The sequence below is a fragment of the Methylobacterium sp. Gmos1 genome (assembly GCF_053764715.1).
In genome coordinates this window covers 276,388-303,192 of record NZ_JBSNCC010000003.1, presented here as the reverse complement: position 1 = coordinate 303,192, position 26,805 = coordinate 276,388, and the positions used below count along the sequence as shown (strand labels likewise).

At 71.7% G+C, this 26,805-nt stretch carries 24 protein-coding genes; 11 read left to right on the top strand and 13 right to left on the bottom strand.

Annotated features, from left to right (window positions below; translation table 11 throughout):
- Positions 1–210 precede the first annotated feature (210 nt).
- On the top strand, positions 211–2,850 hold the full coding sequence (gene clpB, locus ACS5PV_RS07535) for an ATP-dependent chaperone ClpB (RefSeq protein ID WP_455394716.1): 2,640 nt from the start codon (positions 211–213) through the stop codon (positions 2,848–2,850).
- Positions 2,851–2,900: 50 nt separating this feature from the next.
- Here the strand turns inward: clpB and ACS5PV_RS07530 are convergent, their stop codons facing one another.
- Entirely contained in the window at positions 2,901–3,605 is a 705-nt protein-coding gene (locus ACS5PV_RS07530; RefSeq protein ID WP_455394715.1) for a haloacid dehalogenase type II, read from the bottom strand.
- A 160-nt stretch (positions 3,606–3,765) separates the two neighbouring features.
- On the opposite strand from ACS5PV_RS07530, the gene ACS5PV_RS07525 reads away from it, so the two are divergent.
- Entirely contained in the window at positions 3,766–3,975 is a 210-nt protein-coding gene (locus ACS5PV_RS07525) for a hypothetical protein (protein ID WP_455394714.1), read from the top strand.
- A gap of 312 nt (positions 3,976–4,287) precedes the next feature.
- On the opposite strand, the gene ACS5PV_RS07520 is transcribed toward ACS5PV_RS07525, so the two are convergent.
- Together ACS5PV_RS07520 and ACS5PV_RS07515 are read right to left on the bottom strand one after the other, a co-directional pair.
- Positions 4,288–4,947: a YoaK family protein gene (locus ACS5PV_RS07520; RefSeq protein ID WP_455394713.1), complete on the bottom strand. Its 660-nt coding sequence runs from the start codon at positions 4,945–4,947 to the stop codon at positions 4,288–4,290.
- A gap of 15 nt (positions 4,948–4,962) precedes the next feature.
- Positions 4,963–7,704 carry a bifunctional acetate--CoA ligase family protein/GNAT family N-acetyltransferase gene (locus ACS5PV_RS07515; RefSeq protein WP_455394712.1) on the bottom strand — a complete coding sequence of 914 codons (2,742 nt, stop codon included), beginning with the start codon at positions 7,702–7,704 and terminating at the stop codon, positions 4,963–4,965.
- Between the two features lie 279 nt (positions 7,705–7,983).
- Between ACS5PV_RS07515 and ACS5PV_RS07510 the strand changes: the two genes are divergently transcribed.
- Together ACS5PV_RS07510 and ACS5PV_RS07505 are read left to right on the top strand one after the other, a co-directional pair.
- Positions 7,984–8,310 (top strand): hypothetical protein, encoded by a 327-nt coding sequence (locus ACS5PV_RS07510; RefSeq protein ID WP_455394711.1) that lies wholly within the window; start codon positions 7,984–7,986, stop codon positions 8,308–8,310.
- A 151-nt stretch (positions 8,311–8,461) separates the two neighbouring features.
- A complete protein-coding gene (locus ACS5PV_RS07505; RefSeq protein ID WP_455394710.1) occupies positions 8,462–9,367 on the top strand; it encodes a peptidylprolyl isomerase in 906 nt (301 codons plus the stop codon).
- Positions 9,368–9,600: 233 nt separating this feature from the next.
- Here ACS5PV_RS07505 and ACS5PV_RS07500 read toward each other — a convergent pair whose 3' ends face one another.
- Positions 9,601–11,535 carry a bifunctional sugar phosphate isomerase/epimerase/4-hydroxyphenylpyruvate dioxygenase family protein gene (locus tag ACS5PV_RS07500; protein ID WP_455394709.1) on the bottom strand — a complete coding sequence of 645 codons (1,935 nt, stop codon included), beginning with the start codon at positions 11,533–11,535 and terminating at the stop codon, positions 9,601–9,603.
- A 186-nt stretch (positions 11,536–11,721) separates the two neighbouring features.
- On the opposite strand from ACS5PV_RS07500, the gene ACS5PV_RS07495 reads away from it, so the two are divergent.
- The 3 genes from ACS5PV_RS07495 to ACS5PV_RS07485 all read left to right on the top strand — a co-directional run bounded on the left by ACS5PV_RS07495 (position 11,722) and on the right by ACS5PV_RS07485 (position 14,954).
- Complete coding sequence (locus ACS5PV_RS07495; RefSeq protein WP_455394708.1) at positions 11,722–12,585, top strand: shikimate dehydrogenase; 864 nt, start codon at positions 11,722–11,724, stop codon at positions 12,583–12,585.
- Between the two features lie 78 nt (positions 12,586–12,663).
- Complete coding sequence (locus ACS5PV_RS07490) at positions 12,664–14,001, top strand: MFS transporter (protein WP_455394707.1); 1,338 nt, start codon at positions 12,664–12,666, stop codon at positions 13,999–14,001.
- A 530-nt stretch (positions 14,002–14,531) separates the two neighbouring features.
- Positions 14,532–14,954: a cupin domain-containing protein gene (locus ACS5PV_RS07485; RefSeq protein WP_455394706.1), complete on the top strand. Its 423-nt coding sequence runs from the start codon at positions 14,532–14,534 to the stop codon at positions 14,952–14,954.
- Positions 14,955–14,957: 3 nt separating this feature from the next.
- On the opposite strand, the gene ACS5PV_RS07480 is transcribed toward ACS5PV_RS07485, so the two are convergent.
- The 3 genes from ACS5PV_RS07480 to cobS are packed head-to-tail and all read right to left on the bottom strand — an operon-like array spanning position 14,958 to position 16,734.
- Complete coding sequence (locus ACS5PV_RS07480; protein ID WP_455394705.1) at positions 14,958–15,656, bottom strand: retropepsin-like aspartic protease family protein; 699 nt, start codon at positions 15,654–15,656, stop codon at positions 14,958–14,960.
- Positions 15,657–15,661: 5 nt separating this feature from the next.
- Complete coding sequence (locus tag ACS5PV_RS07475) at positions 15,662–15,862, bottom strand: DUF1289 domain-containing protein (protein WP_455394704.1); 201 nt, start codon at positions 15,860–15,862, stop codon at positions 15,662–15,664.
- Positions 15,862–16,734 (bottom strand): adenosylcobinamide-GDP ribazoletransferase, encoded by an 873-nt coding sequence (cobS, locus tag ACS5PV_RS07470; RefSeq protein WP_455394703.1) that lies wholly within the window; start codon positions 16,732–16,734, stop codon positions 15,862–15,864. Before cobS ends, ACS5PV_RS07475 begins: the two co-directional genes overlap by 1 nt.
- 123 nt (positions 16,735–16,857) lie before the next feature.
- On the opposite strand from cobS, the gene cobT reads away from it, so the two are divergent.
- A complete protein-coding gene (gene cobT, locus ACS5PV_RS07465) occupies positions 16,858–17,889 on the top strand; it encodes a nicotinate-nucleotide--dimethylbenzimidazole phosphoribosyltransferase (RefSeq protein WP_455394702.1) in 1,032 nt (343 codons plus the stop codon).
- Positions 17,890–17,954: 65 nt separating this feature from the next.
- Here the strand turns inward: cobT and ACS5PV_RS07460 are convergent, their stop codons facing one another.
- Together ACS5PV_RS07460 and ACS5PV_RS07455 are read right to left on the bottom strand one after the other, a co-directional pair.
- Positions 17,955–18,491, bottom strand: a complete 537-nt coding sequence (locus ACS5PV_RS07460; protein WP_455394701.1) for a GNAT family N-acetyltransferase — start codon at positions 18,489–18,491, stop codon at positions 17,955–17,957.
- A gap of 178 nt (positions 18,492–18,669) precedes the next feature.
- Positions 18,670–19,836, bottom strand: a complete 1,167-nt coding sequence (locus ACS5PV_RS07455; RefSeq protein ID WP_455394700.1) for a type III PLP-dependent enzyme — start codon at positions 19,834–19,836, stop codon at positions 18,670–18,672.
- Between the two features lie 695 nt (positions 19,837–20,531).
- On the opposite strand from ACS5PV_RS07455, the gene ACS5PV_RS07450 reads away from it, so the two are divergent.
- The 3 genes from ACS5PV_RS07450 to ACS5PV_RS07440 all read left to right on the top strand — a co-directional run bounded on the left by ACS5PV_RS07450 (position 20,532) and on the right by ACS5PV_RS07440 (position 23,306).
- Positions 20,532–22,151: a glucan biosynthesis protein gene (locus ACS5PV_RS07450; protein WP_455394699.1), complete on the top strand. Its 1,620-nt coding sequence runs from the start codon at positions 20,532–20,534 to the stop codon at positions 22,149–22,151.
- Positions 22,148–22,630 (top strand): GNAT family N-acetyltransferase, encoded by a 483-nt coding sequence (locus ACS5PV_RS07445; protein ID WP_455394698.1) that lies wholly within the window; start codon positions 22,148–22,150, stop codon positions 22,628–22,630. The genes ACS5PV_RS07450 and ACS5PV_RS07445 overlap by 4 nt, the downstream gene beginning before the upstream one ends.
- A gap of 256 nt (positions 22,631–22,886) precedes the next feature.
- Positions 22,887–23,306: a hypothetical protein gene (locus ACS5PV_RS07440; protein ID WP_455394697.1), complete on the top strand. Its 420-nt coding sequence runs from the start codon at positions 22,887–22,889 to the stop codon at positions 23,304–23,306.
- A gap of 116 nt (positions 23,307–23,422) precedes the next feature.
- Here ACS5PV_RS07440 and ACS5PV_RS07435 read toward each other — a convergent pair whose 3' ends face one another.
- Genes ACS5PV_RS07435 through ACS5PV_RS07420 form a run of 4 tightly spaced genes read right to left on the bottom strand, consistent with a single transcriptional unit; the run spans position 23,423 to position 26,661 of the window.
- Entirely contained in the window at positions 23,423–24,133 is a 711-nt protein-coding gene (locus ACS5PV_RS07435) for an ABC transporter ATP-binding protein (RefSeq protein WP_455395004.1), read from the bottom strand.
- Between the two features lie 5 nt (positions 24,134–24,138).
- Positions 24,139–24,933 (bottom strand): ABC transporter ATP-binding protein, encoded by a 795-nt coding sequence (locus tag ACS5PV_RS07430; RefSeq protein WP_455394696.1) that lies wholly within the window; start codon positions 24,931–24,933, stop codon positions 24,139–24,141.
- A gap of 1 nt (position 24,934) precedes the next feature.
- Complete coding sequence (locus ACS5PV_RS07425) at positions 24,935–25,774, bottom strand: branched-chain amino acid ABC transporter permease (protein ID WP_455394695.1); 840 nt, start codon at positions 25,772–25,774, stop codon at positions 24,935–24,937.
- A 5-nt stretch (positions 25,775–25,779) separates the two neighbouring features.
- Positions 25,780–26,661: a branched-chain amino acid ABC transporter permease gene (locus ACS5PV_RS07420; RefSeq protein WP_455394694.1), complete on the bottom strand. Its 882-nt coding sequence runs from the start codon at positions 26,659–26,661 to the stop codon at positions 25,780–25,782.
- Between the last annotated feature and the right edge of the window lie 144 nt (positions 26,662–26,805).

Sequence of the window (26,805 nt, the reverse complement as noted above, 5' to 3'; positions counted from 1 at the left end):
CAAGCCATCTCCCGGCCGCATGCCTCGGAGCCGCAAATCGCGCCGCCGCCCCCTTGTGTTACCGATATGTCACACCACATGGGGAGAGCCGGCAGCTTCCTGGAAGGGCCGGCGCCCGGCGCGCGACCGACGCGCGAGGGCGAGAACCCAACCGGTCTCCCGATGCCTCTTCCGCGAGGGCGGGAGGACCGGCCAAGGAGGAGCGAATTCATGAACTTCGAAAAGTACACCGAGCGGGCACGGGGCTTCGTGCAGGCGGCGCAGTCGCTGGCGTTGCGCGAGGGTCACCCGCAGCTCGGCCCCGCCCACGTGCTCAAGGTGCTGCTCGACGATCCCGAGGGTCTGTGCGCGGGCCTGATCGACCGCGCCGGCGGCCAGTCGCGCGTCGCGCTCGCCCAGACCGAGGCGTGGTTGAACAAGCAGCCGAAGGTGTCAGGCGGCGCCTCGCAGCCGCAGGCGACGCGCGAGCTGATGCGCCTGTTCGACACCGCGGAGAAAGCTGCCGAGAAGGCGGGCGATTCCTACGTCACCGTAGAGCGCCTGCTGCTCGCGCTCGCGGTCGAGAAGGACACGGATGCCGGCAAGATCCTCGCCCAGGCCGGCGTCACCGCGGCCTCGCTCAACGGCGCGATCAATGCGCTGCGCAAGGGCCGCACCGCCGACAACGCGACGGCCGAGAACGCCTACGACGCGCTGAAGAAATACGCCCGCGACCTCACCGAGGCGGCCCGCGAGGGCAAGCTCGATCCGGTGATCGGCCGCGACGAGGAGATCCGCCGCACCATCCAGGTGCTGTCGCGGCGCACCAAGAACAATCCCGTCCTCATCGGCGAGCCCGGCGTCGGCAAGACCGCGATCGTCGAGGGCCTGGCGCTGCGCATCGTCAACGGCGACGTGCCGGAATCCTTGCGCGACAAGCAGCTTCTCGCCCTCGACATGGGCGCGCTGATCGCCGGCGCGAAGTATCGCGGCGAGTTCGAGGAGCGGCTGAAAGGTGTGCTGTCTGAGGTGACTGCCGCGGAAGGCCAGATCATCCTGTTCATCGACGAGATGCACACCCTCGTCGGCGCCGGCAAGGCGGACGGGGCGATGGACGCCTCGAACCTCCTGAAGCCCGCCCTCGCCCGCGGCGAGCTGCACTGCGTCGGCGCCACCACGCTCGACGAGTACCGCAAGCACGTCGAGAAGGACGCGGCGTTGGCGCGGCGCTTCCAGCCGGTCTTCGTCTCCGAGCCGACCGTCGAGGACACGGTCTCGATCCTGCGCGGGATCAAGGAGAAGTACGAGCAGCACCACAAGGTGCGGATCCAGGATTCGGCGCTCGTGGCGGCCGCGACCCTGTCGAACCGCTACATCACCGACCGCTTCCTGCCCGACAAGGCGATCGACCTCGTCGACGAGGCCGCCTCGCGCCTGCGCATGCAGGTCGATTCGAAGCCCGAGGAACTCGACAACATCGACCGCGAGATCGTGCGGCTGAAGATCGAGGGCGAGGCGCTGAAGAAGGAGACCGATTCCGCCTCCCGCGACCGCCTGCAGCGGCTGGAGAAGGAACTCGGCGACCTCGAGGAGCAGTCGGCGGCGATCACCGCGCGCTGGAAGGCCGAGAAGGATAAACTCGGTCGCGCGGCCGAGCTGAAGACGAAGCTCGACGCGGCGCGGAACGACCTCGCGGCGGCGCAGCGCCAGGGCCAGTACCAGAAGGCGGGCGAACTCGCCTACGGCATCATTCCGGGGCTCGAGCGCGAGCTCGCCGAGATCGAGGCGCGCGGGGCCGACGGCTCCCGCGGCAACGGCTCGGGGATGATGGAGGAGGCGGTGACTCCGAGCCACGTCGCCGGGGTGGTGTCGCGCTGGACCGGGGTGCCGGTCGACAAGATGCTGGAGGGCGAGCGCGAGAAGCTGCTCGGGATGGAGGCGGCGCTCGGAAAGCGCGTCGTCGGCCAGCACGAGGCGGTGGTGGCAGTGGCCACCGCCGTGCGGCGCGCCCGCGCCGGCTTGCAGGACCCGCACCGGCCGATCGGCTCGTTCATGTTCCTCGGCCCCACCGGCGTCGGCAAGACCGAGCTGACCAAGGCGCTCGCCGGCTTCCTGTTCGACGACGACACCGCGCTCGTGCGCATCGACATGTCGGAATACATGGAGAAGCACGCGGTGGCCCGCCTGATCGGCGCGCCTCCGGGCTATGTCGGCTACGAGGAGGGCGGCGCGCTGACGGAGGCCGTGCGGCGCCGGCCCTACCAGGTCGTGCTGTTCGACGAGATCGAGAAGGCGCATCCGGACGTGTTCAACGTCCTCTTGCAGGTCCTCGACGACGGGCGGCTCACCGACGGGCAGGGGCGGACGGTCGATTTCCGCAACACGCTGATCGTCATGACGTCGAATCTCGGCTCCGAGTACCTGGTCAACCAGCCGGAGGGCCAGGACACCGACGTGGTGCGCGACGACGTGATGGGGGTGGTGCGCTCGCACTTCCGGCCCGAGTTCCTGAACCGGGTCGACGAGATCATCCTGTTCCACCGCCTCCAGCGGACGGAGATGGGGGCGATCGTCGACATCCAGCTCGGTCGGCTGGCGAAGCTCCTGGAGGATCGCAAGATCACCCTCGAGATCGAGCCCGACGCCCGCGCCTGGCTCGCCGAGAAGGGCTACGACTCGGCCTACGGCGCGCGCCCGCTCAAGCGCGTGATCCAGAAGGCGGTGCAGGACCCGCTCGCCGAGCAGATCCTGGCCGGCCGCGTCCATGACGGCGAGACGGTGCCGGTGCGCCTCGGCCCCGCCGGGCTGTTCATCGGCGACCAGGCGGTCGCCCCGGACGAGCGCCGGCCGGCGCATGCCCTGCTGAACTAAGCTGAGCCTTCAGGGGCCCGCCTCCGTACCGGAGGCGGGCCCCGTCTTCGTCAGCAGCCGAGCTGCCGCGCCAGATCCGCGAGATCGGATGCCGCATGATCGACCGGCACCAGCGGCGCCGGCTCGCCGGTGCCCGGGCCGCTCTCGTCGGGCCGGGCGATGTGCGCGGTCGCAAGCCCGCAGGCGGCCGCCGCCGCGAGGTCGGAGGAGTGGGCGGCCACCATCATCACCTCATTGGGCTGGAGCCGCAGCGCCTCGACGGCGCGCAGGTACACGGCGGGCTTCGGCTTGTAGTCCTGGGCGAACTCGGCCCCGAGCACCGCGTCCCAGGGCAGGCGGTTGCGGCGGGCATGCGCGATCGCGAGCCGCACATGCGCGTTGGAGCACGGCGCCAGCAGGTATTTCTCGCGCAAGTGCGCCAGGGCGTCGGGCACCTCCGGCCAGGCGTCGAGCCGGTGCCAGGCCTGGACCAGATCGTGGCGCGCCTCCGGCGGCACCGCCTCGGCGAGGCCGAGGCCCGATAGCACGCTCTCCAGGCTCTCGCCGTGCAGGGTGTCGAGGTCGGTATAGGCCCGCGCGCCCTGGCGGATCGGCTCCATGCCGGGCTGATAGCGGTCGCGCCAGGTCCGCGCGAAGGCGCCTCCGTCGAGGTCGGGCCGGAACGGCGCCAGGATCCGCGACGCCTCCCGGGCGACGCCGCCGTGCCAGTCGAGCAGGGTGCCGAAGACGTCGAAGATGAGGGCCTGGATCGCCATGGGGGCCGCCTCCCGGGTTGGATGAAGGTGCGGGAGTTATCGGTCCGGTACGCCCCGCTTCAAGGCCGCCCATCACCATCGGGTGAGCGGACCCTGCCGGCCGCGGCCGGGCCAAGGAAAATTTACCATCCGTTAACCATGCCGGCCGAGCATGCCCGGCATGTCGAGTTCCCGCAAATCACCCCCCGATTCGAAGCACGCCACGCCGCCGCGGAACACCATCCTGCGGACACAAGTAGACATCCTGCGGCAAAACCTGCGCTCCCGCCCGACGATGATCGAGGAATGGGAGCAGGAGATGCTGCGGGATGATTCGGCCGAGCAGGCCGTGGGCCGGCTGACACGGTTAAAAGCCAGCGGCAAGATGTAGAAATGACTATGGGTCGATGCACGTAGATGGTGCGCAGGCAGGCTCGTTTTCCCGCGACGGTTCGCGCCGGGGGTGGGTGCTTGGCATCATAATGCCGATGCTTGGCACAATAGTTCAATAGCTGACGTTGTGCTGACGGCGTGTGTGCGGTATCAGACTGACGCTAGGAAAGATGGTAGGCCGCACGGCAGTGCGGGGCATTCGCCCTCGGTCTTCGTCGTCCTTAAGCGATTCGGGTTCGACGGGTAACGGAAAAGGCGGGGGTTCCCCTCTAGCGAGACAGCCTTGCCGGATCCTGCCGGTGACGCCTCGTCATTCCACCGCGGCACGCGCGGCCGCCCGCCCGACCGCGAGCGCCAGCACCAGCCCGACGCCCGTCACCGGTACCACCAGCGCCTCCAGCCCGTAGCCGCGATAGGCCAGTCCGCCCGCCACGGCCCCGCCGACGAGCGCGAGCCAGGTGCAGGCATCCGGCACCCACCCGAGGGCCGGGCCTGCCCGCGTCGCCGCCTGGGCCAGGGTGTGGCTGAGGCTGAACAGGGTGCCGGTGACGAAGGTGACGCCGGGGCGAAAGCCCGCGCTTCGGCGGAGCGCCGCGTTCTGCGCCCCCATCGCGGCGGCAAGGAGCGGCGCGACCGGTCCCGGCGCCGGGCCGACGGCGAGCGCGAGCGCCAGCACCAGGAGCCCGGCCTCGACGGCGAGCACCGCCGGTGGTCCCCAGCGCCCCGGCACCCGCAGCGAGACCACGCTGCCGCAGAAGCCCCCGGCGAAGAAGGACACGAACAGCAGGCCGATCTCCCAGGCGACCGGGTGCCCGACTTGCGCCAGCGAGACCGCGAACTGGGTCGAGTTGCCGCTCATGAACGAGGTGTAGAGCCCGTCGAGCCGCAGGAAGCCGACGGCGTCGACGTAGCCCGCGGCGGCGGTGAGGAGCAGGCCGCCGGCGATGTCGAGGGGAGGGGTGTCGCGCATGGGGAGCTGGGTGCTCTAGGCTTCGGGCGCGGTACTCTCCTCCGCCAGCGCGCGGCGCACCAGCATCAGGTCGGGATCGGAGGGGTCGGTCCGCACCGTGAAGCCGAGCTTGCGGCACATCGCCAGCATGGTGGTGTTCTCGCGAAGCACCTGGCCCTCGACGTGGCGCAGTCCCTCGGCCCTGGCCCAGTCGAGCATCAGCCCCATCAGCGACCAGCCGAGGCCGAGGCCCTTGAGGTCGGAGCGGACCAGGATCGCGTATTCCCCGGTCTCGTGGTTGGCGTCGGCGTGGAGGCGCACCGCGCCCATCATCGTGCCGTTCGCCTCCTCGATCGCCACGAAGGCGATGGCGCGGGCGTAGTCGAGCTGGGTCAGGCGGGCGAGGAAGGCGTGGCTGAAGTCGCGCACCGGCGCGAAGAAGCGCAGGCGCAGGTCCTCGGCGCTGACCTGCCGGAAGAACGCCTCGAACAGCCCCTCGTCCTCGGCCCGCACCGGTCGCACCAGGATCCCCTGGCCCTCCAGCACGAGGTGGCGCTCCCAGGCACGCGGATAGGGCCGCACGGCGAAGCGCGCGTGGCTCGGGCCGGTGCCGGCGTCGCGGCGGCGCTCCGGCGGCAGCGGCGCCACGGCGGCGCGGGCATCGAGCGCGATGACGCCGTCGCGGTCGGCGAGCAGCGGGTTGATGTCGAGCTCGCGCAGCTCCGGCAGGTCGGCGGCGAGCTGGCCGAGCTTGACCAGCACGAGGGCGACCGCCGCCTCGTCGGCGGCTGCTACGTCGCGATAGGCCTTGAGCCGGCGCGCCACCCGGGTGCGGCCGATGAGGTCGGCGGCGAGCCGCCGGTCGAGAGGCGGGAGCGCCAGCGCCCGGTCGTCGATCACCTCGACGGCGGTGCCGCCGCGGCCGAACACCACCACGGGGCCGAAGACCGGGTCGTCGACGAGGCCGGCGATCAATTCGCGCGCTTGCGTCCGCCGCAGCATCGCCTGGACGACGAAGCCGGTGACCGTGGCCCCGGGCCGCTCCTGCGCGACCCGCGCCAGCATCTCGGCCGCGGCCTCGCGCACCGCCGCCTCGCTGGAAAGGCCGAGGCGCACGCCGCCGACGTCGGACTTGTGCACCACGTCCGGCGAGACGAGCTTGAGCGCCACCGTGCCGCCCGCGGCGATGACCGGCCAGGCCGCCTCGGCCGCCGCGTCGGCGTCGGCGGCGAGCGTCACCGGCTGGGTCGGGATGCCGTAGGCGGCGAGCAGGTCGGCCATCTCGCGCGGGTCGAGCCAGGTGCGGCCTTCCGCAAGCACGCCGTCGACGATCATCCGGGCCGCACCCGCATCCGGCACCAGGTCGTCGGGGAGAACCGCCGGGGTGGTGGTGAGGTCGTCCTGCGCCTCGCGGTAGCGCACGAGATGGGTGAAGCCTTCGACCGCGTCGGCATCGGTGGCAAAGCGCGGGATGCCGGCCTGGCTCAGGATCTCGCCCGCCGCCTCGTCGCCGACGGTGACGGCGAAGACCGGCCGGGCGCGGAAGCTCCCCTTGCGGCCGCGTTTCACCGCCTCGACGATCGCGCTCGCCACGGCAGCGCCGCCGGACAGGGCGGTCGGCACGTTGATGACCAGCACGGCGTCGTTGTCGCGGTCGGCGATCAGCGCCTCGAGCGAAGCGGCGTAGCGCGGCCCGTCGGCATCGGCCCCGATATCGACCGGGTTGCGCCAGGCGGCCGCCTCGGTCCCCGGCACCGCCGCGGCGAGCCGCGCCCGCGTCTCGTCCGACAGGCCCGCCAGGGTGCCGCCGAGATCGATCAGCCGGTCGACCGCGATGGCGCCGACGCCGCGGCCGTTGGCCAGGATGGCGAGGCGCCGGCCCGGGAACGGGCGCTGGCGCCCCAGCGTCTCGACCGCTGAGAACATCTCGTCGAGGTCCTGCACCCGCAGCAGGCCCGCGCGCCGGAAGGCGGCGTCGTAGACCGCGTCGGTGCGGGCGAGGATGCCCGTATGGGTGGCGGCGCGGCCGTCGACCGGCCGGGCGGTGTCGTGCCGGCCGGAGCGCAGGACCACCACGGGCTTTGCCCGCGCGGCGGCCCGCGCCGCCGACATGAATTTCGGCGCGTCGGCCACGCTGTCGATCGAGAGCACGATCGCCCGGGTGCGGATGTCGGTGGCGAAGTGGTCGAGGCAGTCGGCGATGTCGACGTCGAGCGCGTTGCCGAGGGAGACGACTCCCGAGAAGCCGGTGCCGCGTCCTTGAGCCCAGGCGACGATGCCGGCCGCCACGGTGCGCGACTGCGAGATCAGCGCGAGGTCGCCGGGAAGCGGTGCCCGCGCCAGCAGGCTGGCATTGAGGGCAGCGTGGGGCACCGCGAGCCCCATGCTGTCGGGCCCGACGAGGCGCAACGAATGCCGCCGCGCTGCCGCCCGCGCGGCCTCCGCCAGGGATCCGGGCCCGCTGCCGAGGCCGGTGGTGATGATGACGGCCGCACCGCAGCCCCGGCGGCCCGCCGCCTCGACCACCTCCGGCACGGTCTCGGGCGGCGTGACGACCACCACGAGGTCGGCGGGCTCGGGCAGGTCGGCGAGGTCGGCGAAGGCCTGCACGCCGTCGACGCTGTCGTGGCGCGGGTTCACCGGCCAGATCGGGCCGGCAAAGCCCGCCTCGCGCAGGTTGCGCAGGATCGCCGCGCCGAACGCGCTCGGCCGCGCGCTCGCGCCCACCAGCGCCACGGAGCGGGGGCTGAGGAGCCTGTCGAAGCGGTAGGTGCTCATGGGTGTCTCATGAGGGCGGCGTTCGGGACGGCGGCGGATCGCTCCGGCGGCAGGTAGGGCGGGGCGGGGCGGAGGTCACGCCGCCACCCTTGCGGCGAGGCGAGGCTTGGCGTCCATCCGCGTAGGACGACACGACGAGCGGAGATGCCCGTGCCTCATTGTGCATTGCAACATATTTCTATTGCGTCGCATCATGAGGAATGCTTAGCTGCGGGCTCCCGGCGAATCCCGGCTTTCCGGACGCGCTCCTCGCGCCGGACAGAACCTCCAGGACCACCGATGCGTCTCCTCGCCCTCACCGCCCTCGGCCTCCTCGTCGCGGGCGCGGCCGGCGCCTCCGAGCTGAAGCCGCGCCAGGCCCACAGCCTCGATCTCGGCCCGGTGCGCGGCTCGGCCTACTACACCGTCGAGAAGGACGGCCTGCGCGTCGTCGCCACCCTGGCGCCGACCGATTCCGTCTCCGCCACCCCGCTGCGGGTGATCACCACGCTCGCCTCCGAGCAGGTCGTCAGCTTCTCGGTGCCCGGCACCCCGGAGGGCACGGCCGCCTCGGTCGCCTTCGCCCGCCGCGGCGACCGGATCGAGGTCGCCTCGACCGGGTACTGACGCCCGCTCGCCTCCCCGCGGATCACGGATCCGCGGGGGCGGTGCCCGTCCCTGCCGCTGCGGCGCGCGGGCCGCTTGTCTTGTCGGCCGATCTTTGCCACCTGTCCGCCGGTTTCAACCGACCTCGCGCACGGGCCCCAAGGATCACGCCATGCCGACCCTCTCTCCCCTCTGGCGCAACGGCGCGCTCGCCCTCGGGCTCCTCCTGCCGGGAGCCGCGCTCGCCCAGGCGCCGGCGCCCGCCGCTCCGGCCGCGGCGCCCGCCGCCCCCGCCCAGTCCCCCGACACGGTGGTCGCCAAAGTCAATGGCGCACCGATCACCGCCGGCGACCTCGCGGTGGCGGCCGACGATCCGGCCCTGTCGCTCCCCGGCGTCGACGATGCGCAGAAGAAGGGTCTCCTCGTCGACTACATGGTCGACCTGAAGATCGGCGCCCAGGCCGCCGAGAAGGCGAAGATCGCCGAGAACCCCGACTTCGCCCGCAAGCTCGCCTACTTCCGCGACAAGCTCCTCCTCGACGAGTACCTGGAGCGCGAGGCCAAGAAGGCGGTGACGCCGCAGGCCGAGCGGGCGCTCTACGACGAGACCGTCAAGGCGATGAAGCCCGAGGAGGAGGTGCATGCCCGCCACATCCTCGTCGACAACGAGGCCGAGGCCAAGAAGATCGCCGCGCGCCTGAAGAGCGGCGAGGACTTCGCCAAGGTCGCGGCCGAGACCTCGAAGGATCCCGGCTCGAAGGCCGAGGGCGGCGATCTCGGCTGGTTCACCAAGGAGCGGATGGTCGCGCCCTTCGCCGACGCGGCGTTCAAGCTCGAGGCCGGCAAGATCTCCGAGCCGGTCAAGACACAGTTCGGCTGGCACGTCATCAAGGTCGAGGAGAAGCGCACCAAGCCGGTGCCGAGCTTCGACGAGATGAAGGAGCAGGTCGAGGCCTACCTGACCCGCAAGACGCAGCAGGACCTCATCACCAAGCTGCGCGAGGGCGCCAAGATCGAGAAGACCGCGGCGGCCCCGACGACGGCTCCTGCGCCGAAGGCGGACGAGAAGAAGAACTGAGCGCGTCAATTCGCTCTATAAAACACGCAAATCCAATAAGTCGCGGGATCCCCTCTCCCGTGTGGGAGAGAGGTAGTGGTGAGGGTGACACGCTTCAGCGTAAAACTCAGAGCGTCGTGCTGGCGGCGGGACGGTTCGAGCTTCGATCAGGACCGTAGCACCCTCACCCCTGACCCCTCTCCCACACGGGAGAGGGGAACCGCTCCCAATTTTCAGCAGCAGAGACGGCCTGACTACCGCAGCACCTGCGACAGGTTCGGCCCGCGCAACGCCGCCAACGCCGCCATCCGCACCGGCGCGTTCGGCGCGCCGTACAGGTCGTAGCCGCCCTTGCGCTGCACGATCTCGAAGTAGAACCGCTCCTCGAACGGCGTCGTGTAGAGCTGGAGGAACTCGCCCTCGCCGACCCGGTCGTACAGGATGCTCAACGACTGCATCCGGGCGATCAGCGCGTCGTCGAGGCCGAAGCGGGCCGCCACGTCGTCGTAGTAGTTGGCCGGGATCGGCAGCAGCGTCACGCCCGCCTGCTTCAGCCGCTCGGCCGCCGCGAAGATGTCGTCGGTCGACAGCGCGATGTGGTGCACGCCGGCGCCCGCGAAGCTCGTCACCAGGCGGGCGGTGGCGGTGTTGCGGCTCTCCGAGATGTTGAGCGGCAGCCGCATGGTGCGCTCGGCGTTCGACATCGCCTTGCTGCGCACGAGCCCGTAAGGATCGGGCAGCACCACCACGTCCTCGGGTTCGAGCCCGAGCACCGCGCGGTAGAACAGCACCCAGGAATCGAGCTGGCCCTCGGGCAGGGCCTGCGCGACGTGATCGACCCGGGTCAGCAGGCCCGCCGGCTCCGCGCTCCCCTCCATCACGAAGTCGTGCTCGAAGTCGCCGCCGGTCTGGGGATCGGTGAGGATGATCAGGCTGCCGTCCGGCGCGCGGATCGACGGGAAGGTGTTCTCGTCCGGTCCGATCCGGCCGCCGAAGCGGGCGGCGCCGTAGGATTCGGCCCGACCGAGCGCCGCGAGCGCGTCGTCGGTGGCGATGGCCTGGGCGCAGACCGAGGGGCCGTGCATCAGGAAGTACGAGGCGGCGAAGGAATCCGGTTCGCGGTTGAGCACGATGCGGATCTCGCCCTGGCCGTAGAGCGTCACCGCCTTGCTGCGGTGCTGGCCCAGACGCGTGAAGCCGAGCTGGCCGAGCAGCCGCGCGAGCGCGCCCTCGCAGCGCTCGTCGACCGCGACCTCGATGAAGCGGTGGCCGGCGATGGACGGCGGCAGCGGCGGATCGAACAGCTCGACCCGGCGGCGGGGGCGCTTGGCCGGGGAGGGCGCGGTCGGGGAGAAGGCCTGCGCCGCCGCCTCCTCGGTGCGGCGCACCCGCTCCTCGAGGAACAGCAGCGAGCGGTGGCCGTCGGCGGCGGTCTGGCGCGGGGGCGCGGCGCGCATCTCGTCGTTGAAGATCTCCAGCGAGATCGTACCGGTATAGCCGCAGGCCAGCACCGCCTGGAGGAAGCCCGGTACGTCGAGGTCGCCCTGGCCCGGCAGGCAGCGGAAGTGGCGGCTCAAGGTCAGCGGGTTCATGCCGATGCGCGGCGCATCCGCCAGCTGGACGAAGAACACCCGCTGGCCCGGGAGGTTGGCGATGCCCGACCAGTCGTCGGGGAGCGCCAGCGTGTGGAAGCTGTCGAGGATCAGGCCGAGATGCGGGTGGTTCGCCCGCTCGACGATGCCCCAGGCCCGGTCGAAGGTGCGCACCTTGGTGCCCCAGGACAGGGCCTCGAAGCCGATCTTCAGGCCGCGCTTCGCCGCCCGCTCGGCGAGCTGGTAGAGCTGGTCGGCCATGCGGGAATCGTCGTCCGAGACCTCGGTGCCGACGTTGGAGCAGACCAGGATCAAGGGCGCGCCCAGTTCCTCCATTAGGTCGAACTTGCGCTCGGCCCGGTCGAGGTTGCGCTTCAGCTGCTCGTCCGACACGCCCTCGAAATCGCGGAACGGCTGGAACAGGTCGATCGAGAGGCCGAGGTCGGAGGCGTAGCGGCGCACGTCGCGGGCGGCGCCGGTGTGGAACAGGAGGTCGTTCTCGAAGATCTCGACGCCGTCGAAGCGCGCCGCCGCGATCGCCTCCAGCTTCTCGATCAGCGTTCCGCTCAACGACACCGTGGCGATCGACTTCCTCATCGCGCTCTCCCTCTCCCGTTTCCGCCGGCCCTCCATCGCAAACGGGGCCGGCTGCGTCGAGCCCGAAGCGGCGGAAGATCCAACGCCCACCTTTCGCGCTTGACATGAACGTACCGGTTAGTACATTTAGACTCAAGCGCGTCGCAATCGCGCCATCCGAGGAACGCATCGAGAGAGGAGCCCGCGATGGGCGCTGCCCCCACCTCCATCCTGGCCGGCCTGATCGGCAACGGCATCCAGGCCTCCCGCACCCCGGCGATGCACGAGCACGAGGGCGACGCGCAGGGCCTGCGGCTCCTCTACCAGAAGATCGACTTGGAGCGCCTGGGCCTCGGCGCCGAGAACCTGCCCGAATTGCTGCAAGCCGCCGAGCGGATGGGTTTCTCGGGCCTCAACATCACCCATCCGTGCAAGCAGGCGGTGCTCGCCCATCTCGACGAGCTGTCGCCCGACGCCGCGGCCCTCGGCGCCGTCAACACGGTGGTGCTGCGCGACGGCAGGCGGATCGGCCACAACACCGACTGGTGGGGCTTCGCCGAGGCGTTCCGGCGCGGCCTGCCGGACGTGGCGCTCGATCGCGTCGTGCAGCTCGGCGCGGGCGGCGCCGGCGCGGCGGTGGCGCACGCGCTCCTCACCCTCGGGGTCAGGAGCCTCGTCCTCAACGACATCGACCCGGCCCGGGCGGCGTCGGTCGCCGCATCCCTGTGCGAGCGCTTCGGCGCCGGCCGGGCGCGGGCCTGCACCGACCTCGCGGCGGAGGTCGCGGCCGCCGACGGCCTCGTCCACTGCACGCCGACCGGCATGGACAAGTATCCGGGCCTGCCGCTGCCGGCGGAATACCTCCACCCCGGCCTGTTCGTCGCCGAGATCGTCTACTTCCCGCTCGAGACCGCGCTCTTGCGCGAGGCGCGGCGGATCGGCTGCCGCACCCTCGACGGCGGCGGCATGGCGGTGTTCCAGGCGGTCGAGGCTTTCCGGCTCATCACCGGCCGGACCCCGGATCCGGAGCGGATGCTCCGCCACTTCGCCGAGCTCGGCCAGACGGCCTGATCTCGCCCGCAACCCGAACCAAAGCGGCCCGAGCCAACGGGCCCGTCGCCTCCCGCTCCCCCTCACAGGAAACGCCCGATGACCTCCTCCGTCTTTCCGGGGACCGCCGCTGCGGTCGCCGAGCCCGAGGCCGTGAAGACCCCGAAGAAGGCCGCGCTCGCGAGCTGGATCGGCAGCGCGGTCGAGTACTACGACTTCTTCATCTACGGCACCGCCGCGGCGCTGATCTTCCCGAAACTGTTCTTCGCACCGAACAACCCGCAGGCGGCGGCGATCGCCTCGTTCGCGACCTTCGGCGTCGCCTACATCACCCGGCCGCTCGGCGCGGTGGCGCTCGGCCATATCGGCGACCGCTTCGGCCGCAAGAAGGTGCTGACCTTCACGCTGCTCCTGATGGGCCTCTCGACCTTCATGATCGGCTGCCTGCCGACCTACGACCAGCTCGGCATCCTGTCGCCGATCCTGCTCGTGATCGCCCGCCTGCTCCAGGGCATCTCGGCCGCGGGCGAGCAGGCCGGTGCCAACTCGATGACCCTCGAGCATGCCCCCGAGACCAAGCGCGCCTTCTTCACCAGCTTCACCTTGAGCGGCACGCAGGCCGGCCTGATCCTCGCGACGCTGGTCTTCCTGCCGATCACCCAGATGCCCGAGGCGCAGATGCTGTCCTGGGGCTGGCGCATCCCGTTCTTCCTCAGCGCGCTCGTGGTCGCGGTCGGCTTCTGGGTCCGCCGCACCCTGCCGGAGACCCCGGTCTTCGAGAAGGAGCAGGAGGCCCATACCCGCGAGAAGGCGGAGCTTCCGGTCGCGGTGCTGTTCCGCACCCAGTGGGCCGACGTGCTGCGGGTGATCTTCGCGGCGCTCGTCTCGGTAGTGAGCACCATCTTCAGCGTCTTCACCCTGTCCTACGCCGTCAACACGATGCAGATCGACCGCTCGACGATGCTGACCGTGCTGATCCTGGCGAACGTCGTGGCGCTCGGCGCGATCCCCGCCTTCGCGGCCCTGTCCGACCGGATCGGCCGCCGCCCGGTCTTCATCTTCGGCGCGCTCGGCTCCGCGGCTTTGATCTGGCCCTACATGTGGGCGATCAGCCAGGGCAACCTGCCGCTGATCTTCACCTTCGGCATCCTGCTCTCGGGCGTGATCTACAGCGCCGCCAACGGGGTCTGGCCGTCGCTCTACGGCGAGATGTTCGACACCAGGGTCCGGCTGTCGGGCATGGCGATCGGCACCCAGATCGGCTTCGCGCTCGGCGGCTTCGCCCCGGTCATCAGCGCCGCGCTGCTCGGCACCGGCCCGACCGGCTGGGTCCCGGTGGCGCTCTTCGTCACCGCCACGGCGGGGATCGCCGCGGTGTCGATCTTCACCGCGCGGGAGACCTTCCGGACGCCGATGGAGCGGCTCGGCAAGCGCTGAGCGAACGGGCTTTGCCGGCGCCGGGGCGCCGGCATCGGAAACACCTGGGTCGTCCCGGTTCCGCTCCGCGGTGCCGGGACGACCTTGTCTTTTCCCGATGCGGCGTGGCCGTGCACGATTGTTTTCCCGGTCAGACCAAAGCTGTCCGAGAAGAGAAGTGGCGCGGGTTTCCCCACTCCCCGCGGGCGGGGAGAGGGCCGAGTCACCGTCCAGGTGACGCGGCGAGCTGCGAACCGGCGGTTCGCCGCGAGGGTGAGGGGGGGTCTCCGGATGAGACTCCTCCGGCACTTCCCCCTCACCCTCGCTCCGGCTTTCGCCTCCACTTGCTGTGTTCCCTGAACGGTAACACAGCCCTCTCCCCGCCCGCGGGGAGAGGGGGAAACCCGCGCTGCATTTCAAGAAGGAACTGCCCCGGACAGCCCTGTGCTCAAAAGCATCCAGTCTATCGCTCGCCCTTGACTGTCGCATGCATGCGCGCACACTCCCCGCACCGCGCCCCGGAAGAGGGCGCGACCGACGGGAGGAATACCATGCTGACGCGACGCGGTTTCGCGGGATTCGCCTCGTGCGCGATCTGCAGCCTGACCGGCTTTCTCGCCACCGATGCCGGGGCGCAAACGCCGCCCGCGGCGACGCCGGGGGTGAAGCGCAGGGTCCTGGGCCAGACCGAGGGGCCGGCCCCCGGCTACGTCACCATCACCGCCGAGGTCGAGATCGAGCCCGGCGTGCTGGTCGGCCGCCACACCCATCCGGGCATCGAATCGGGCTACGTCCTCGACGGCGAGATCGAGCTGCCGATCGAGGGCCAGCCGACCCGTCTGCTCAAGGCCGGCGACGGGTTCCAGGTCCCGCCGGGCGTGCCCCATGCCGGTGCGAAGAGCGGGGAAAAGCCGGTGCGCATCCTCAGCACATACGTCGTCGAGAAGGGCAAGCCGCTGGCCTCGCCGGCGTGAGCCTCACCCCCGCGCTCCGCGCAGGATGAGGCGGCTGCCCCGCACCTCGTAGGAGCTCAGCCGCTCCAGGAAGCTCATCCCGAGCAGGTTGATGCTGAGCGCCCCGGGCTTCGTCACCAGGGCGGCGACGCGGGTCTCGGTGATCGGCCCGATCGCCACCGTGTCGAGCACCACCGGGGCGGCGGCGGTGCGGCCGTTGGCGGTCTGCACCTGGACCCGGTAGGCGCCCGGGCCCGGGTGGAGGCCGAGCTGGGCCGCGGTCTCGGCGGTGAGCACCACCGCGCTCGCGCCGGTATCGAAGGCGAAGGCCTGCCCGCGGCCGTTGACCTTGGCCTGCACCGTGAAGCCGCCGTCGACCCGCCGGGCGATCACCACCTCGTCGCCGCGCCCCGGCACCGGCTCGCCCGGGTTCATCTCCCCGAGCGCCCGGAACGCCATGTCCCGCGCCGCGTCGCGGTAGGCGTAGAGGCCGGCGGCGCCCGCCCCGATCGCCACCCAGAGCAGCAGCGAGACCAGCCCCTCCCCGAATCCGGACCGGAACCGGTTGCCGACGCCGTGCAGCACCAGGAGCGCGGCTCCGCCCGCGGCGGCGAGCCCCGCCGCCTCGTCGGGGCGCAGGCCCGCGACGGCGCGCCCGCCGACGGCGTTGAGCGCGAAGGCGCAGGCGAGGAGCAGGAGACCGATGCCGACGGCGCCCGGCATGCGCGTCAGGCCAGGGCCGGGGCCGGCTCGGGCTCCGGCTCGGCGGCGGCGAGCCGCGCCGGCAGCCCGGCCATGATCCGCAGCCGCTCCGGCTCGGACAGGGAGCCCCAGGCGGCGATCTCCTCGCCGGTGCGGCCGCAGCCCTCGCACAGGCCGGTGACGGGATCGAGGACGCAGAGGCGGATGCAGGGGGAGGAGGCGGGCATCAATTCGGAATCGCGATCACGAGGGCGAGGAGGGCGGCGATCTCGGCCATCTGCTGGCTCGCCCCGATGACGTCGCCGGTCTGGCCGCCGACGAGGCGGGCGGCCATCCGGGTCAGGGTCCAGGCGGCGAGGAAGGCGAGGAGACCGGACAGGCACAGGCCGAGCCAGGGCAGGCCGAGGAGGCCGGCCGCCGCCAGCACCGCGAGGCAGAGCGCCCAGGCGGTGGCATGCGTCGAAGCGGTCGGCCGGCCGACCGCGTGGGCGGCGCCGTCCGGCCGGGCGAAGGGCAGGCGGCAGAGCGGCCACAGGGCGGCGGTCCGCGACAAGGCCGCCGCCGCCAGGAAGGCGACGGCGACCCGCCAGCCGATCCGGTCGGCGAGGGTGGCGAGCGCCCCGATGCGGAGCGCGTAGGACAGGACCAGGGCGGCGGCCCCGTAGGCCCCGATGCGGCTGTCGCGCATGATCTCGAGCCGCCGGGCCGGGGTGGCGCCGCCGCCGAACCCGTCCGCCACGTCGGCGAGGCCGTCCTCGTGCAGCGCCCCGGTGACGAGCGTCGTGAAGGCGAGCGCCAGGGTGGCGGCGAGGAACGGCCCGAGGCCGAGCGCCAGGGAGGCCGCGAGCGCGACGGCGCCGGCTCCTCCGATCACCAGCCCGGCGAGGGGCAGCATCCGGGGCGCGGTGCGGAAGTCGGGCGCGGCGTGTGCGTCGGCCTCGCCCGGCAGGGCCGGGACCGGCAGGCGGCTGTAGAAGCGCAGGCAGGCGGCGAGGTCGGCGAGCGGCGGCCACGGGCCGGATGGGGGGGAGGGCGGCTCGAACTCGTCGTCGGCGGAATGGCTCGATCGGTCCGGCCCCGCGTTCAGTCCCGTCGCCATCACACCACACGCCCCGACGAAGGCGCTCCCGACCCCATGGATTCGCCCCGTCGGCATTTTGCTGTATCTGCACGCCTCACGATAGCCCACCAGACGGGTTGCCCCCGCGAGGATACCGCCCCCATGGCCGACACCCCGACCGACGCCGCCCCGTTCGACGACATCCGCCGCCTGATCGCCACCATGCCGGGGCCGCACGAATCCGCCGCCGCCGAGGTCTCGGCCCGCGACTCGCTCCTGACCAAGCCCGCCGGCAGCCTCGGCCGGCTCGAATTCCTCGCCGCCTGGATGGCGGCCTGGCAGGGCAAGGCGCCGCCGAGCCTCGACCGGCCGCTGGTCTGCGTCTTCGCCGGCAGCCACGGTGTGGCGGGCAAGGGCGTCTCGGCCTATCCCGCGACGGTCAACCGCCAGATGCTCGACAACTTCGCCGCCGGTGGCGCGGCGATCAACCAGATCTGCGCCGCCTACGGCCTCGGCTTCAAGGTGTTCGACCTCGCCATCGACATGCCGACCGGCGACATCACGACCGAGCCGGCGATGACCGAGAAGGCCTGCGTCGCCACGATGGCGTTCGGCATGGAGGCGGTGGCGGCGGGCACCGACGGGCTCGCCGTCGGCGAGATGGGGATCGGCAACACCACGGTGGCGGCGGCGATCTACGCCGCGCTCTACGGCGGCGAGCCGGCCCGCTGGGTCGGCCGCGGCACCGGGATCGACGAGGCGGGCTTTGCCCGCAAGGTCGCGGCGGTGGAGGCGGCGCTGACATGCCACCAGGGCCATCTCGACGATCCGCTCGCCGTGATGGCGCGCCTCGGGGGCCGCGAGATCGCCGCGATGGCCGGGGCGATCCTGGCGGCGCGGCTCCAGCGGGTGCCGGTGGTGATCGACGGCTACGTCTCGACCGCCGCCGCCGCGCTCCTCCACGCCGTCGATCCCCGCGCCCTCGACCACTGCCTCGCCGGCCACGTCTCGGCGGAGGGCGACCACGCGGCGGTGCTGGAGCGTCTGGGCCTGCGCCCGCTCCTCGACCTGGGACTTCGCCTCGGCGAGGGCAGCGGGGCCGCGCTCGCGCTCGGGGTCGTCAAGGCGGCGGTGGCCTGCCACCGCGAGATGGCGACCTTCGCGCAGGCGGGGGTGTCGGGGCCGGTGGCGTAGCCGGGGACTCCCGGTTCCACCGGGACGAGCGGACGCCCTGCGGGGGTGAGCGGGGGGAACCCGGCTCACGCCGCGACGCGGAACTCCTGCGCCGGCAGGGCGCTCGGCACCACCCGACCGGTTGCCCGCACCATGCCAGCGGCGCCGTCGAGCGCGCCCGGCACGAGGTCGAGGCCCAAGAACCGCTCCGGCGCGTAGGGGCCGGGCAGGCTCAAGGCCCCGACCCGCTCGCGGGTGAAGCCGAAGCGGGCATAGTAGGGCGCGTCGCCGACGAGGATCACCGCGCGATGGCCCAGCGCTGCGGCGCGGGATAGCGCCTCGCGCATCAGCCTGTTGCCGATGCCGAGCCCGTGCAGGCTGGGCTCGACGGCGATCGGTCCGAGCATCAGGGCGGGGATGCCCCCGGCCTCGACATCCCACAGCCGCACGGTGGCGACCAGGCGATCCTGCATCTCGACCACCAGGGCGAGGCCGTCCGCCGGAAGGCGTCCCTCGCGCAGGCGCTCGCAGGTCTTGGTGAAGCGCGCCTCGCCGAAGCAGACGTCGAGCAGGTGCTCGCGGGCAGCGAAGTCGGCGGCGCGCTCGTCGCGGATCTGGATCATGGCCGTACCCTCCCGAGACTGACACGAACGGGCAAAGGACAGCCCTCGCACCCGCCGCACGCGGCGGGCCGTCCGGGACTATGAGGATGGGGATGGAGGCGCGAACGCGCCGGGGCCTCTGTAACGGCGGACCCGGCGCGTTGTTCCGGCGAGATCGGCGCCGAGGGGCGCCGATCGATCAGATCACGTAGGACTGAAGCGGCGGGAAGCCGTTGAACGCCACCGCCGCGTAGGTGGTGGTGTAGGCGCCAGCGCCCTCGATCAGCACCTTGTCGCCGATCGCCAGCGAGATCGGCAGCGGGTAGGGGGTCTTCTCGTAGAGCACGTCGGCCGAGTCGCAGGTCGGGCCGGCGAGCACGCACGGCACCGTGCGGTCCTCGTCGCGCGCGGTGAGGATGCGGTAGCGGATCGACTCGTCCATCGTCTCGGCGAGGCCGCCGAACTTGCCGATGTCGAGGTAGACCCACCGCACCTCGTCGGCGGCGTCGGACTTCTGCGAGACCAGCACCACCTCGGCCTCGATCATGCCGGCATTGCCGACCATGCCGCGGCCCGGCTCGATGATCGTCTCCGGCAGCTGGTTGCCGAAATGCTTGGTCAGCGCCCGGAAGATCGCGTCGCCATAGGATTCCACGCCCGGCACCGCCTTGAGGTACTTGGTCGGGAAGCCGCCGCCGAGGTTCACCATCGAGAGGTGGATGCCGCGCTCCGCGCACTCGCGGAAGATCATCGAGGCCGAGGCGAGCGCCCCGTCCCAGGCTTCCGTGTTGCCCTGCTGCGAGCCGACGTGGAACGACACGCCGTAGGCGTGCAGGCCCGCCCGGGTGCCGTGCTCGAGCACGTCCACCGCCATCTCCGGCACGCAGCCGAACTTGCGCGACAGCGGCCATTCGGCGCCGGCGCCGTCGCACAGGATGCGGCAGAACACCTGCACGTCCTCGCGGGCGACGTTCACCGCGTCCGCCGCGCGGACGATCTTGTCGACCTCGGCCTGGCAGTCGACGGCGAAGAGCCGCACGCCGAGCTGGAGCGCGCGGGCGATGCAGCGCTCCTTCTTGATGGTGTTGCCGAAGGAGATCCGGTCGGCGGTGGCGCCGGCGGCGAGCGCCATCTGCACCTCGACCACCGAGGCGGTGTCGAAGCAGGAGCCCATCTCGGCGAGCGCGCGCAGCACCTCGGGGGCCGGGTTCGCCTTGACGGCGTAGAACACCCGGGTGTCGGGCAGGGCGCGGGCGAAGGCGGTGTAGTTGTCGCGCACGACGTCGAGGTCGAGCACCATCACGGGACCCTCGTCCCGGCCGAGCTCGCGGCGCACGCGCAGGAAATCGCGGATGCGATCGGTCATGATCAGCCCCACCAAAGGTTCGAGAGGGCTCCCGCGGGAACCCGAAGTCGAGATCAAGACGGCGCGCGTCGGCCGTCCGGCGTCAGGGGGCGATGCGACGCGGCGCGGACGTGCTGTGGAGACACGCCGAGCGACGCGGGCGCAGAGCACCCGGAAGCTGCCTTTGCTTGGAACGGGGAAACCCGATCCGCACTCGGGGCAAGGAGAAACAAGCCTCTTCGGTGTCGGCCTTTGGAGGGCCGACGAGACCAAAAAAGCCCGTTCGTCGTTGCTTTAAGCTGCGTCCCCCGTGGAGAGCGGGGTTCGCCGGTTTTGCCTCCGGCTGCCGGTTGTTGTCGGGGTCCGGTGTCGCCACCTGGATGCCGGCCGGAGGGATCCACCCTTCCCGGCCATCGATCCTTTAAGACCCCTGGCGGCTGTCCGGCCTCTTGTCCGGATGCCCACCAACCGGCACGCGGCCACAGGCACGTGCGAAATTGGGCAAGGCGGTAGATACGGAGCAAGGTCCTCCGCCGCAAGTCCCAAGATGCGGATTCCCGCGGGATTTCCCCAGGGTGGCCGAAGTGACACGGTCGGGCCCCGCCGCGGAACGCTTCCCGCCCGCGGGGCCTTCTCAAGCGAGGCCGGACGGGCCATTCAACCGGCCGACGCGAAAGGCGCGTGTTCAGCCCGCGCGCCATATCCTCCAGGACGACATGACCCTTGCACCCTCGCGCCGCGCGCTGCTCGCCGGCCTGCTCTCCTCCGCCGCCTTCACCGGCGCGGCCTCCGCCCAGGTCGGGCCGACCCAGCCGGGCCCGAGCGCCCTGCCGCCGCCCGACCCGGCCCCGGCGCCGTCGGGCCCTCCGCGCTTCCGCTTCGACGAGGTGGTGCGCCGCGCGAAGGCGCTCGCGGGTGCGCCGTTCGAGGCCAACGTTGCGCCGCTGCCGGCGCCGCTCGCCTCCCTCGACTACGACGCCTGGCGCGACATCCGCTTCCGGCCCGACCGGGCGCTGCTCGGCGACCAGGACGGGCCGTTCCGGCTCCAGCTCTTCCACCTCGGCTTCCTCTACACCCGGCCCGTGACGGTGAACGTGGTGCGCGACGGGGTGCCGACGCCGATCCCCTACCAGCCTGGCCTGTTCGATTACGGCCGCACCACCATCGACAAGCCGCTGCCGGTCAATCTCGGCTTCGCGGGCTTCCGGCTGCATTATCCCCTCAACAAGCCGGGCGTGCTCGACGAGCTGATCTCGTTCCTCGGCGCGAGCTACTACCGCTTCCTCGGCCGCGACCAGCTCTACGGCCTCTCGGCGCGGGGCCTGGCCGTCAACGTCGAGGGCGTCGGCGGGCCGGAGGAATTCCCGGTCTTCCGCGAGTTCTGGATCGAGATGCCGCCGAAGGGCGCCGACCGGGCGGTGATCTACGCGCTTCTCGACGGGCCGTCCTGCACCGGCGCGTTCCAGTTCCTGGTCTATCCGGGCGACGAGACGGTGGTCGACGTGCGCTGCACGCTGGTTCCGCGCCGGGAGCTTACGACGGTCGGCATCGCGCCGCTGACCTCGATGTTCTTCATCGGCGAGAACGACCGCCACCACTCGGACGACTACCGCCCCGAGCTGCACGATTCCGACGGGCTGCTGATGCAGTCCGGCGGCGGCGAGTGGATCTGGCGGCCCTTGCGCAACCCGAAGGAGCGCTGGATCTCGGCCTTCGAGGACCGCAACCCGAAGGGCTTCGGGCTGATGCAGCGCGACCGGGTGTTCGAGGATTACCAGGATCTCGAGGCGTTCTACCATCGCCGCCCGGGCTACTGGGTCGAGCCGCAGGGCGAGTGGGGCGAGGGCACGGTGCGCCTCGTCGAGCTGCCGACGCAGAACGAGACCCACGACAACATCGTGGCGTCCTGGCAGCCGAAGCAACCCTACAAGCCCGGCGAGGCGGTGGAGCTGTCCTACAAGATCCGCGCGCTCGCCGAGACCGACGAGCTGCATCCCGGCGGCCGGGTGGTGAACACCTACGTCGCCCGCACGACCGCGAGCGGCGGCACGGCGGATGCGAGCGAGCCGCGCACCCGGCGCTTCCTCGTCGACTTCTCGGGCGGCGACCTCTCCTACTGGCTCACCGATCCGAAGGCGGTCGAGATCGTGCCCTCGACGACGCAGGGCAAGATCCTCGCGGTCTCGCTGGTGCCGAACCTCCACGTGAAGGGTTTTCGCGCGGCGATCGACGTGCGGCTCGACGAGGCCGGGCAATCGACCGAGCTGCGCGCGTTCCTGCGCGCCCGCGGGCAGACGCTCACCGAGACCTGGACCTATCCGTGGAAGGCCGCGTGAGCGAGAAGCCCGCGTCCACGCCGGCCGTCGCGATCCGGCCGGCGCTTCCCGAGGACCTCGACGCCCTGATGGCGCTCGAGGTCGCGGCCTTCGCCACCGACCGGGCCGAGCGCCGGGCGATCCGCCACGCGATCGGCTCGCCCTCGATCTCGCTGCTCGTCGCCCTCGACGGCGCGGTGCTGGTCGGCGCCGCGACGATCGAGCGCCGCCGCGGCAGCCGGCGCGCCCGTCTGTCCTCGATCGCGGTGGCGCCGAGCCGGGCCGGCACGGGCCTCGGCCGGGTGCTGCTCGAAGCCGCCGAGACCGAGGCCCTGGCTCGGGGCTGCCGGTCCCTGCGCCTCGAGGTGCGCGAGGATAACGGCGCCGGCATCCGCCTCTACGAGCGCAGCGGCTACCGCCGCTTCGAGACCGTGGAGGACTATTACGAGGACGGCACCACCGCCTGGCGCTACGAGAAGCGCCTGGGGGAGGGGGGCTGAGCGTCCCCGGAGGTGCCAGGACCCGCCCCTTGGCCTTGCCGGGCCCCCTGGGGAGCCCCACGGGGCACCTGCCCCGTCCCGGTACAGCCACGCTGCGAGCGGGACGGGCCGTGGTGCAACCGGAGTGATCTTTTCCTACGAATGTGCCGCTGCGGAATGGTTTCCAACCGGTTTCCATTGGCACGCGAGACGCAAGGATCGCGGTAACCGAGGCACACGGTGCCTCATTCCGCGATCCTGCGACGAGGTTGCCGCCATGGCCCTGACCAACGCCGATTTCCGCCGGATGATCGCCGGGACCAGCGATGCCGCCGCCCGCCCGCTCCCGCCTTCGACGCTGCCCGACCGGATGCCGGTTCGGATCTCCCGCGACGTCTCCCGGTCCGCTCCCCGCGAGAGCCGCGACGTGCGCACCATCGAGATCGTCTGGGCGCCGGCCCCGGCGGCACCCCGCAGCCGCCTCCTCGGCGGCCTCGCCCTCGTCGCCAAGGTGCTGGCCCTGCCGGTCCTCGTCGCCGGCAGCCTCGTCGCCCAGCCGGCCTACGAGTGCCACAAGCAGAAGAGCCACGGCATGCTGTATTACGGCACCACCGTGCAGATGTGCGTGAACGAGCGCATGGCCGAGCGCGTCGGCAGCGTGCAGGCGATGGTGGAACGGTCGATGCGGGCGCTGTGACGCCGGCGGCCCGGAGCGGTTTCGTATGAACGAGCGGTGACCAATCGCAGCGCGACCGGGCATTGCTCCGGACAAGGACCGTCTCGAGCGTATCGGGCGTTCGGACCAGGTCCGCCTCACACCCCCAGATAGGCCGCCGTCACTTCCGGGTTGCGGGCGATCTCCGCCGCCTGGCCCTGGAGGCGGATGCGGCCGGTCTCCAGCACGTAGGCGTAGTCGGCGATGGCGAGCGCCGCGCTGGCGTTCTGCTCGACGAGCAGGATGGTGCGCCCCTCGGCCCGCAGAGATGCGATGATGGAAAAGATCTCGTCGACGATCAGGGGGGCGAGGCCCATCGAGGGCTCGTCGAGGAGGAGCAGCACCGGCTCGGCCATGAGCGCGCGGCCCATCGCCAGCATCTGCTGCTCGCCGCCCGAGAGGTAGCCCGCCTGCTGGCGCAGGCGTTCGGCGAGACGGGGAAAGCGCGCCTCGACCGCCGCTTGCCGCCGCGCCGCCTCCGGCCCCGGGACGTGGTAGGCCCCGAGCCGCAGGTTCTCGGCCACCGTCATGTTGGCGAAGACCTGGCGGCCCTCGGGCACCTGGACGATGCCGCGGCGCGCGATGCGGTGGGCCGCCTCGCCGGCGATGTCGACGGGAGATTCGTCGCCGAACAGGACCTTGCCCGCCCGGGGCTTCATCAGCCCCGAGAGGCTGCGCAGGATCGTGGTCTTGCCGGCGCCGTTGGAGCCGATCAACGACACGATGCTGCCGCGCCGCACCGTCAGGCCGATGCCGTGGACCACGTCGGCCCGGCCGTAGCCGAGGCGCAGGCCCTCGACGGCAAGCAACTCGCTCACGAGACCGCTCCCCGGCTGACGCTGACTTCGTGGCTGCCGGTGCCGAGATAGGCCTCGATCACCGCCGGGTGGGCGCGCACCTCGGCCGGCGTGCCGTCGGCGATGCGGCGGCCGAAATTCAAGACCGTCAGCCGGTCGCACAGGCTCATCACCAGGGGCATGTCGTGCTCGACGAGCAGCAGGGTCAGGCCGCGCTCGTCGCGCAGGCGGCGCAGGAGGCCGAGCAGAGCGTGGGTCTCGGCCGGGTTCATGCCGGCGGCGGGCTCGTCGAGGAGCACGAGCCGCGGCTCGCAGGCGAGCGCCCGGGCGATCTCGAGCCGGCGCTGATCGCCGTAGGGCAGGTCGCCGGCGCGGGTGTCAGCGGCCTCGGAGAGCCCGACGAAGGCGAGGAGGTCTCGCGCCTTGGCCTTGGCCCGGCGCTCCTCGGCGCGGAAGGCCGGGCTGCGCAGGAGGATGCCCCAGGTCGAGGACAGCCGGGTGTGCAGCCCGGTCATCACGTTCTCCAGCACCGTCATCTCGGAGAAGATGCGGATGTTCTGGAACGTGCGGGCGAGCCCGAGCGCCGTGCGCCGGTAGGGCGCCAACCCGTCGAGGGGCTGGTCGCCGAGGCGCACGCTGCCGGCACTGGGCGCGAGCACCCCGGAGACGAGGTTGAACAGGGTGGTCTTGCCGGCGCCGTTCGGGCCGATCAGCCCGTGGACGGTGCCGGGCTCGACCGCGAAATCGACCGCATCGACGGCGACGAGGCCCTGGAAGCGGCGGGTAAGACCCTGGACGGTGAGGAGCGACATGTCAGCCGGTCCGGGCGATGCGCCAGGGCAGGATGCCCCGCGGCATGAACAGGACGGCGAGCACGATGATCAGGCCGTTCACCATCAGGCGGAAATCGGCGAGCGGGCGCAGCACCTCCGGCAGCAGGGTGAGGATGGTGGAGCCCAGCACCGGCGCCAGCGGCGAGCCGATGCCGCCGAGAAGCGCGTAGCTGAGGATCGTCACCGCCGCCTCGAAGCCGTACTCGTTCGGGCCGATGAACGACGAGACGTGGGCCGAGAGGCAGCCCGCCACCCCGGCCATCGCCGAGGAGACGACGAGCGCCACGAGCCGGTAGCGCGGCAGGTTCACCCCCATCACGCCGGCGGCGGCCTCGTCCTCGCGCATCGCCTCCATGGCGCGGCCGACGCGGGAGCGCGCCACCAGCGTCAGGCCGATCAGCAGCACCGCGAGCGTGCCGTAGATCGCCGGCACGCCGCCGCGCTCGGGGATGTTCGACAGGCCGAGCGCTCCGCCGGCATAGTCCCAGTTGAGGAAGACGATGCGGGTGATCTCGCCGAGCCCGATCGTCGCGATGGCGAGGTAGACGCCGGTGAGCCGGAGCGTCGGCCCGCCGACGACCAGCGCCAGCAGGGCCGGAACGATGGCCGAGGCCAGCATCGACACGGCGAAGGGCGCGCCGAACTTCACCGAGAGCAGGGCGCCCGTATAGGCGCCGACGCCCATGAAGGCGGCCTGTCCCAGCGAGAGCTGGCCCACCGCCAGCACCACGTAGACCGACAGGGCCAGGATGCCGTTCACGCCGATTCCGTGGATCAGGCTCTGGTAGGTCCAGTAGAAGTCGTCGAGAGCTTCCCACATGGCGTTCAAGCCCGCTTGGCGGCGGCGCGGCCGAACAGGCCGAGCGGACGGAACCACAGGGTGGCGACGAGGAGCGCGAAGGCGATCATGTCCTTGAGGGTCGAGGAGAGGTAGGCGGCGGTCAGCACTTCGGCGAGACCGAGCAGCAGGCCGGCCAGCAGCGCGCCGCGCAGGTCGCCGAGCCCGCCGACGATGATGACGGCAAAGCCGCGCAGCATCATGTGCTCGCCCATGAAGGGCTGGATGGCGTTGAAGTTGAGCCCGACGAGGACGCCCGCCGCGCCCCCGATGGCGCCGGACAGGAACGACACTACCCGCAGCATCAGGGCGCCGTTGATGCCCATCAGCGAGGCTGCGTCCGGGTTCTCGGCCACCGCCCGGATGGCGAGCCCGATCCGCGAGCCGCGCACGAGCGCGAGCAGCGCCAGCATCAGGACGATGGCTGCCGCGAGGATCAGAACTTGCGTCGTGCCGACTCGGACGTCGCCGAGACTGTAGGCACCCCCCGAAAAGACCTCGGCCGGGAAGCGCCGGATCTCGGTGCCTAGCGCCGCCGCCATGCCGGCATAGAGGAAGAGCGTCGCCCCCAGCGTCACCATGAGCGAGGCGAGTTCGGGCGCCTTCGCCTTGCGCAGGCGGGTGAGGAGGAGGGTGTCGAGGGCGACCGCGATCAGCCCGGCGACCAGCGCGCCGACCGGGAGGGCTGCCCAGATCGGCAGCCCGGCCCATTGCGTGCTCCACAAAGCCGCGAAGGCGCCGAGCGCGAAGTAGACCCCGTAGGTGAGGTTGATGACGCCCATCACCCCGAACATCAGCGTGAAGCCGATAGCGAAGAGGGCGTAGGTCGCGCCGAGCACGACGCCGTTGACGAGCTGCTGCTCAAGCATGGGGGCTAGGAGAGTTCGATGGGCGCCCGGCGCCCGCTGCGGCCCGGCCCCAGGGCCGAACAGGATGGGAAAAGCGCGACGTGGCCGATATCGCGCGGCGGGTCAATCGGTGAGCAGTCGCGACACGATCTCAGAATAAGGCGC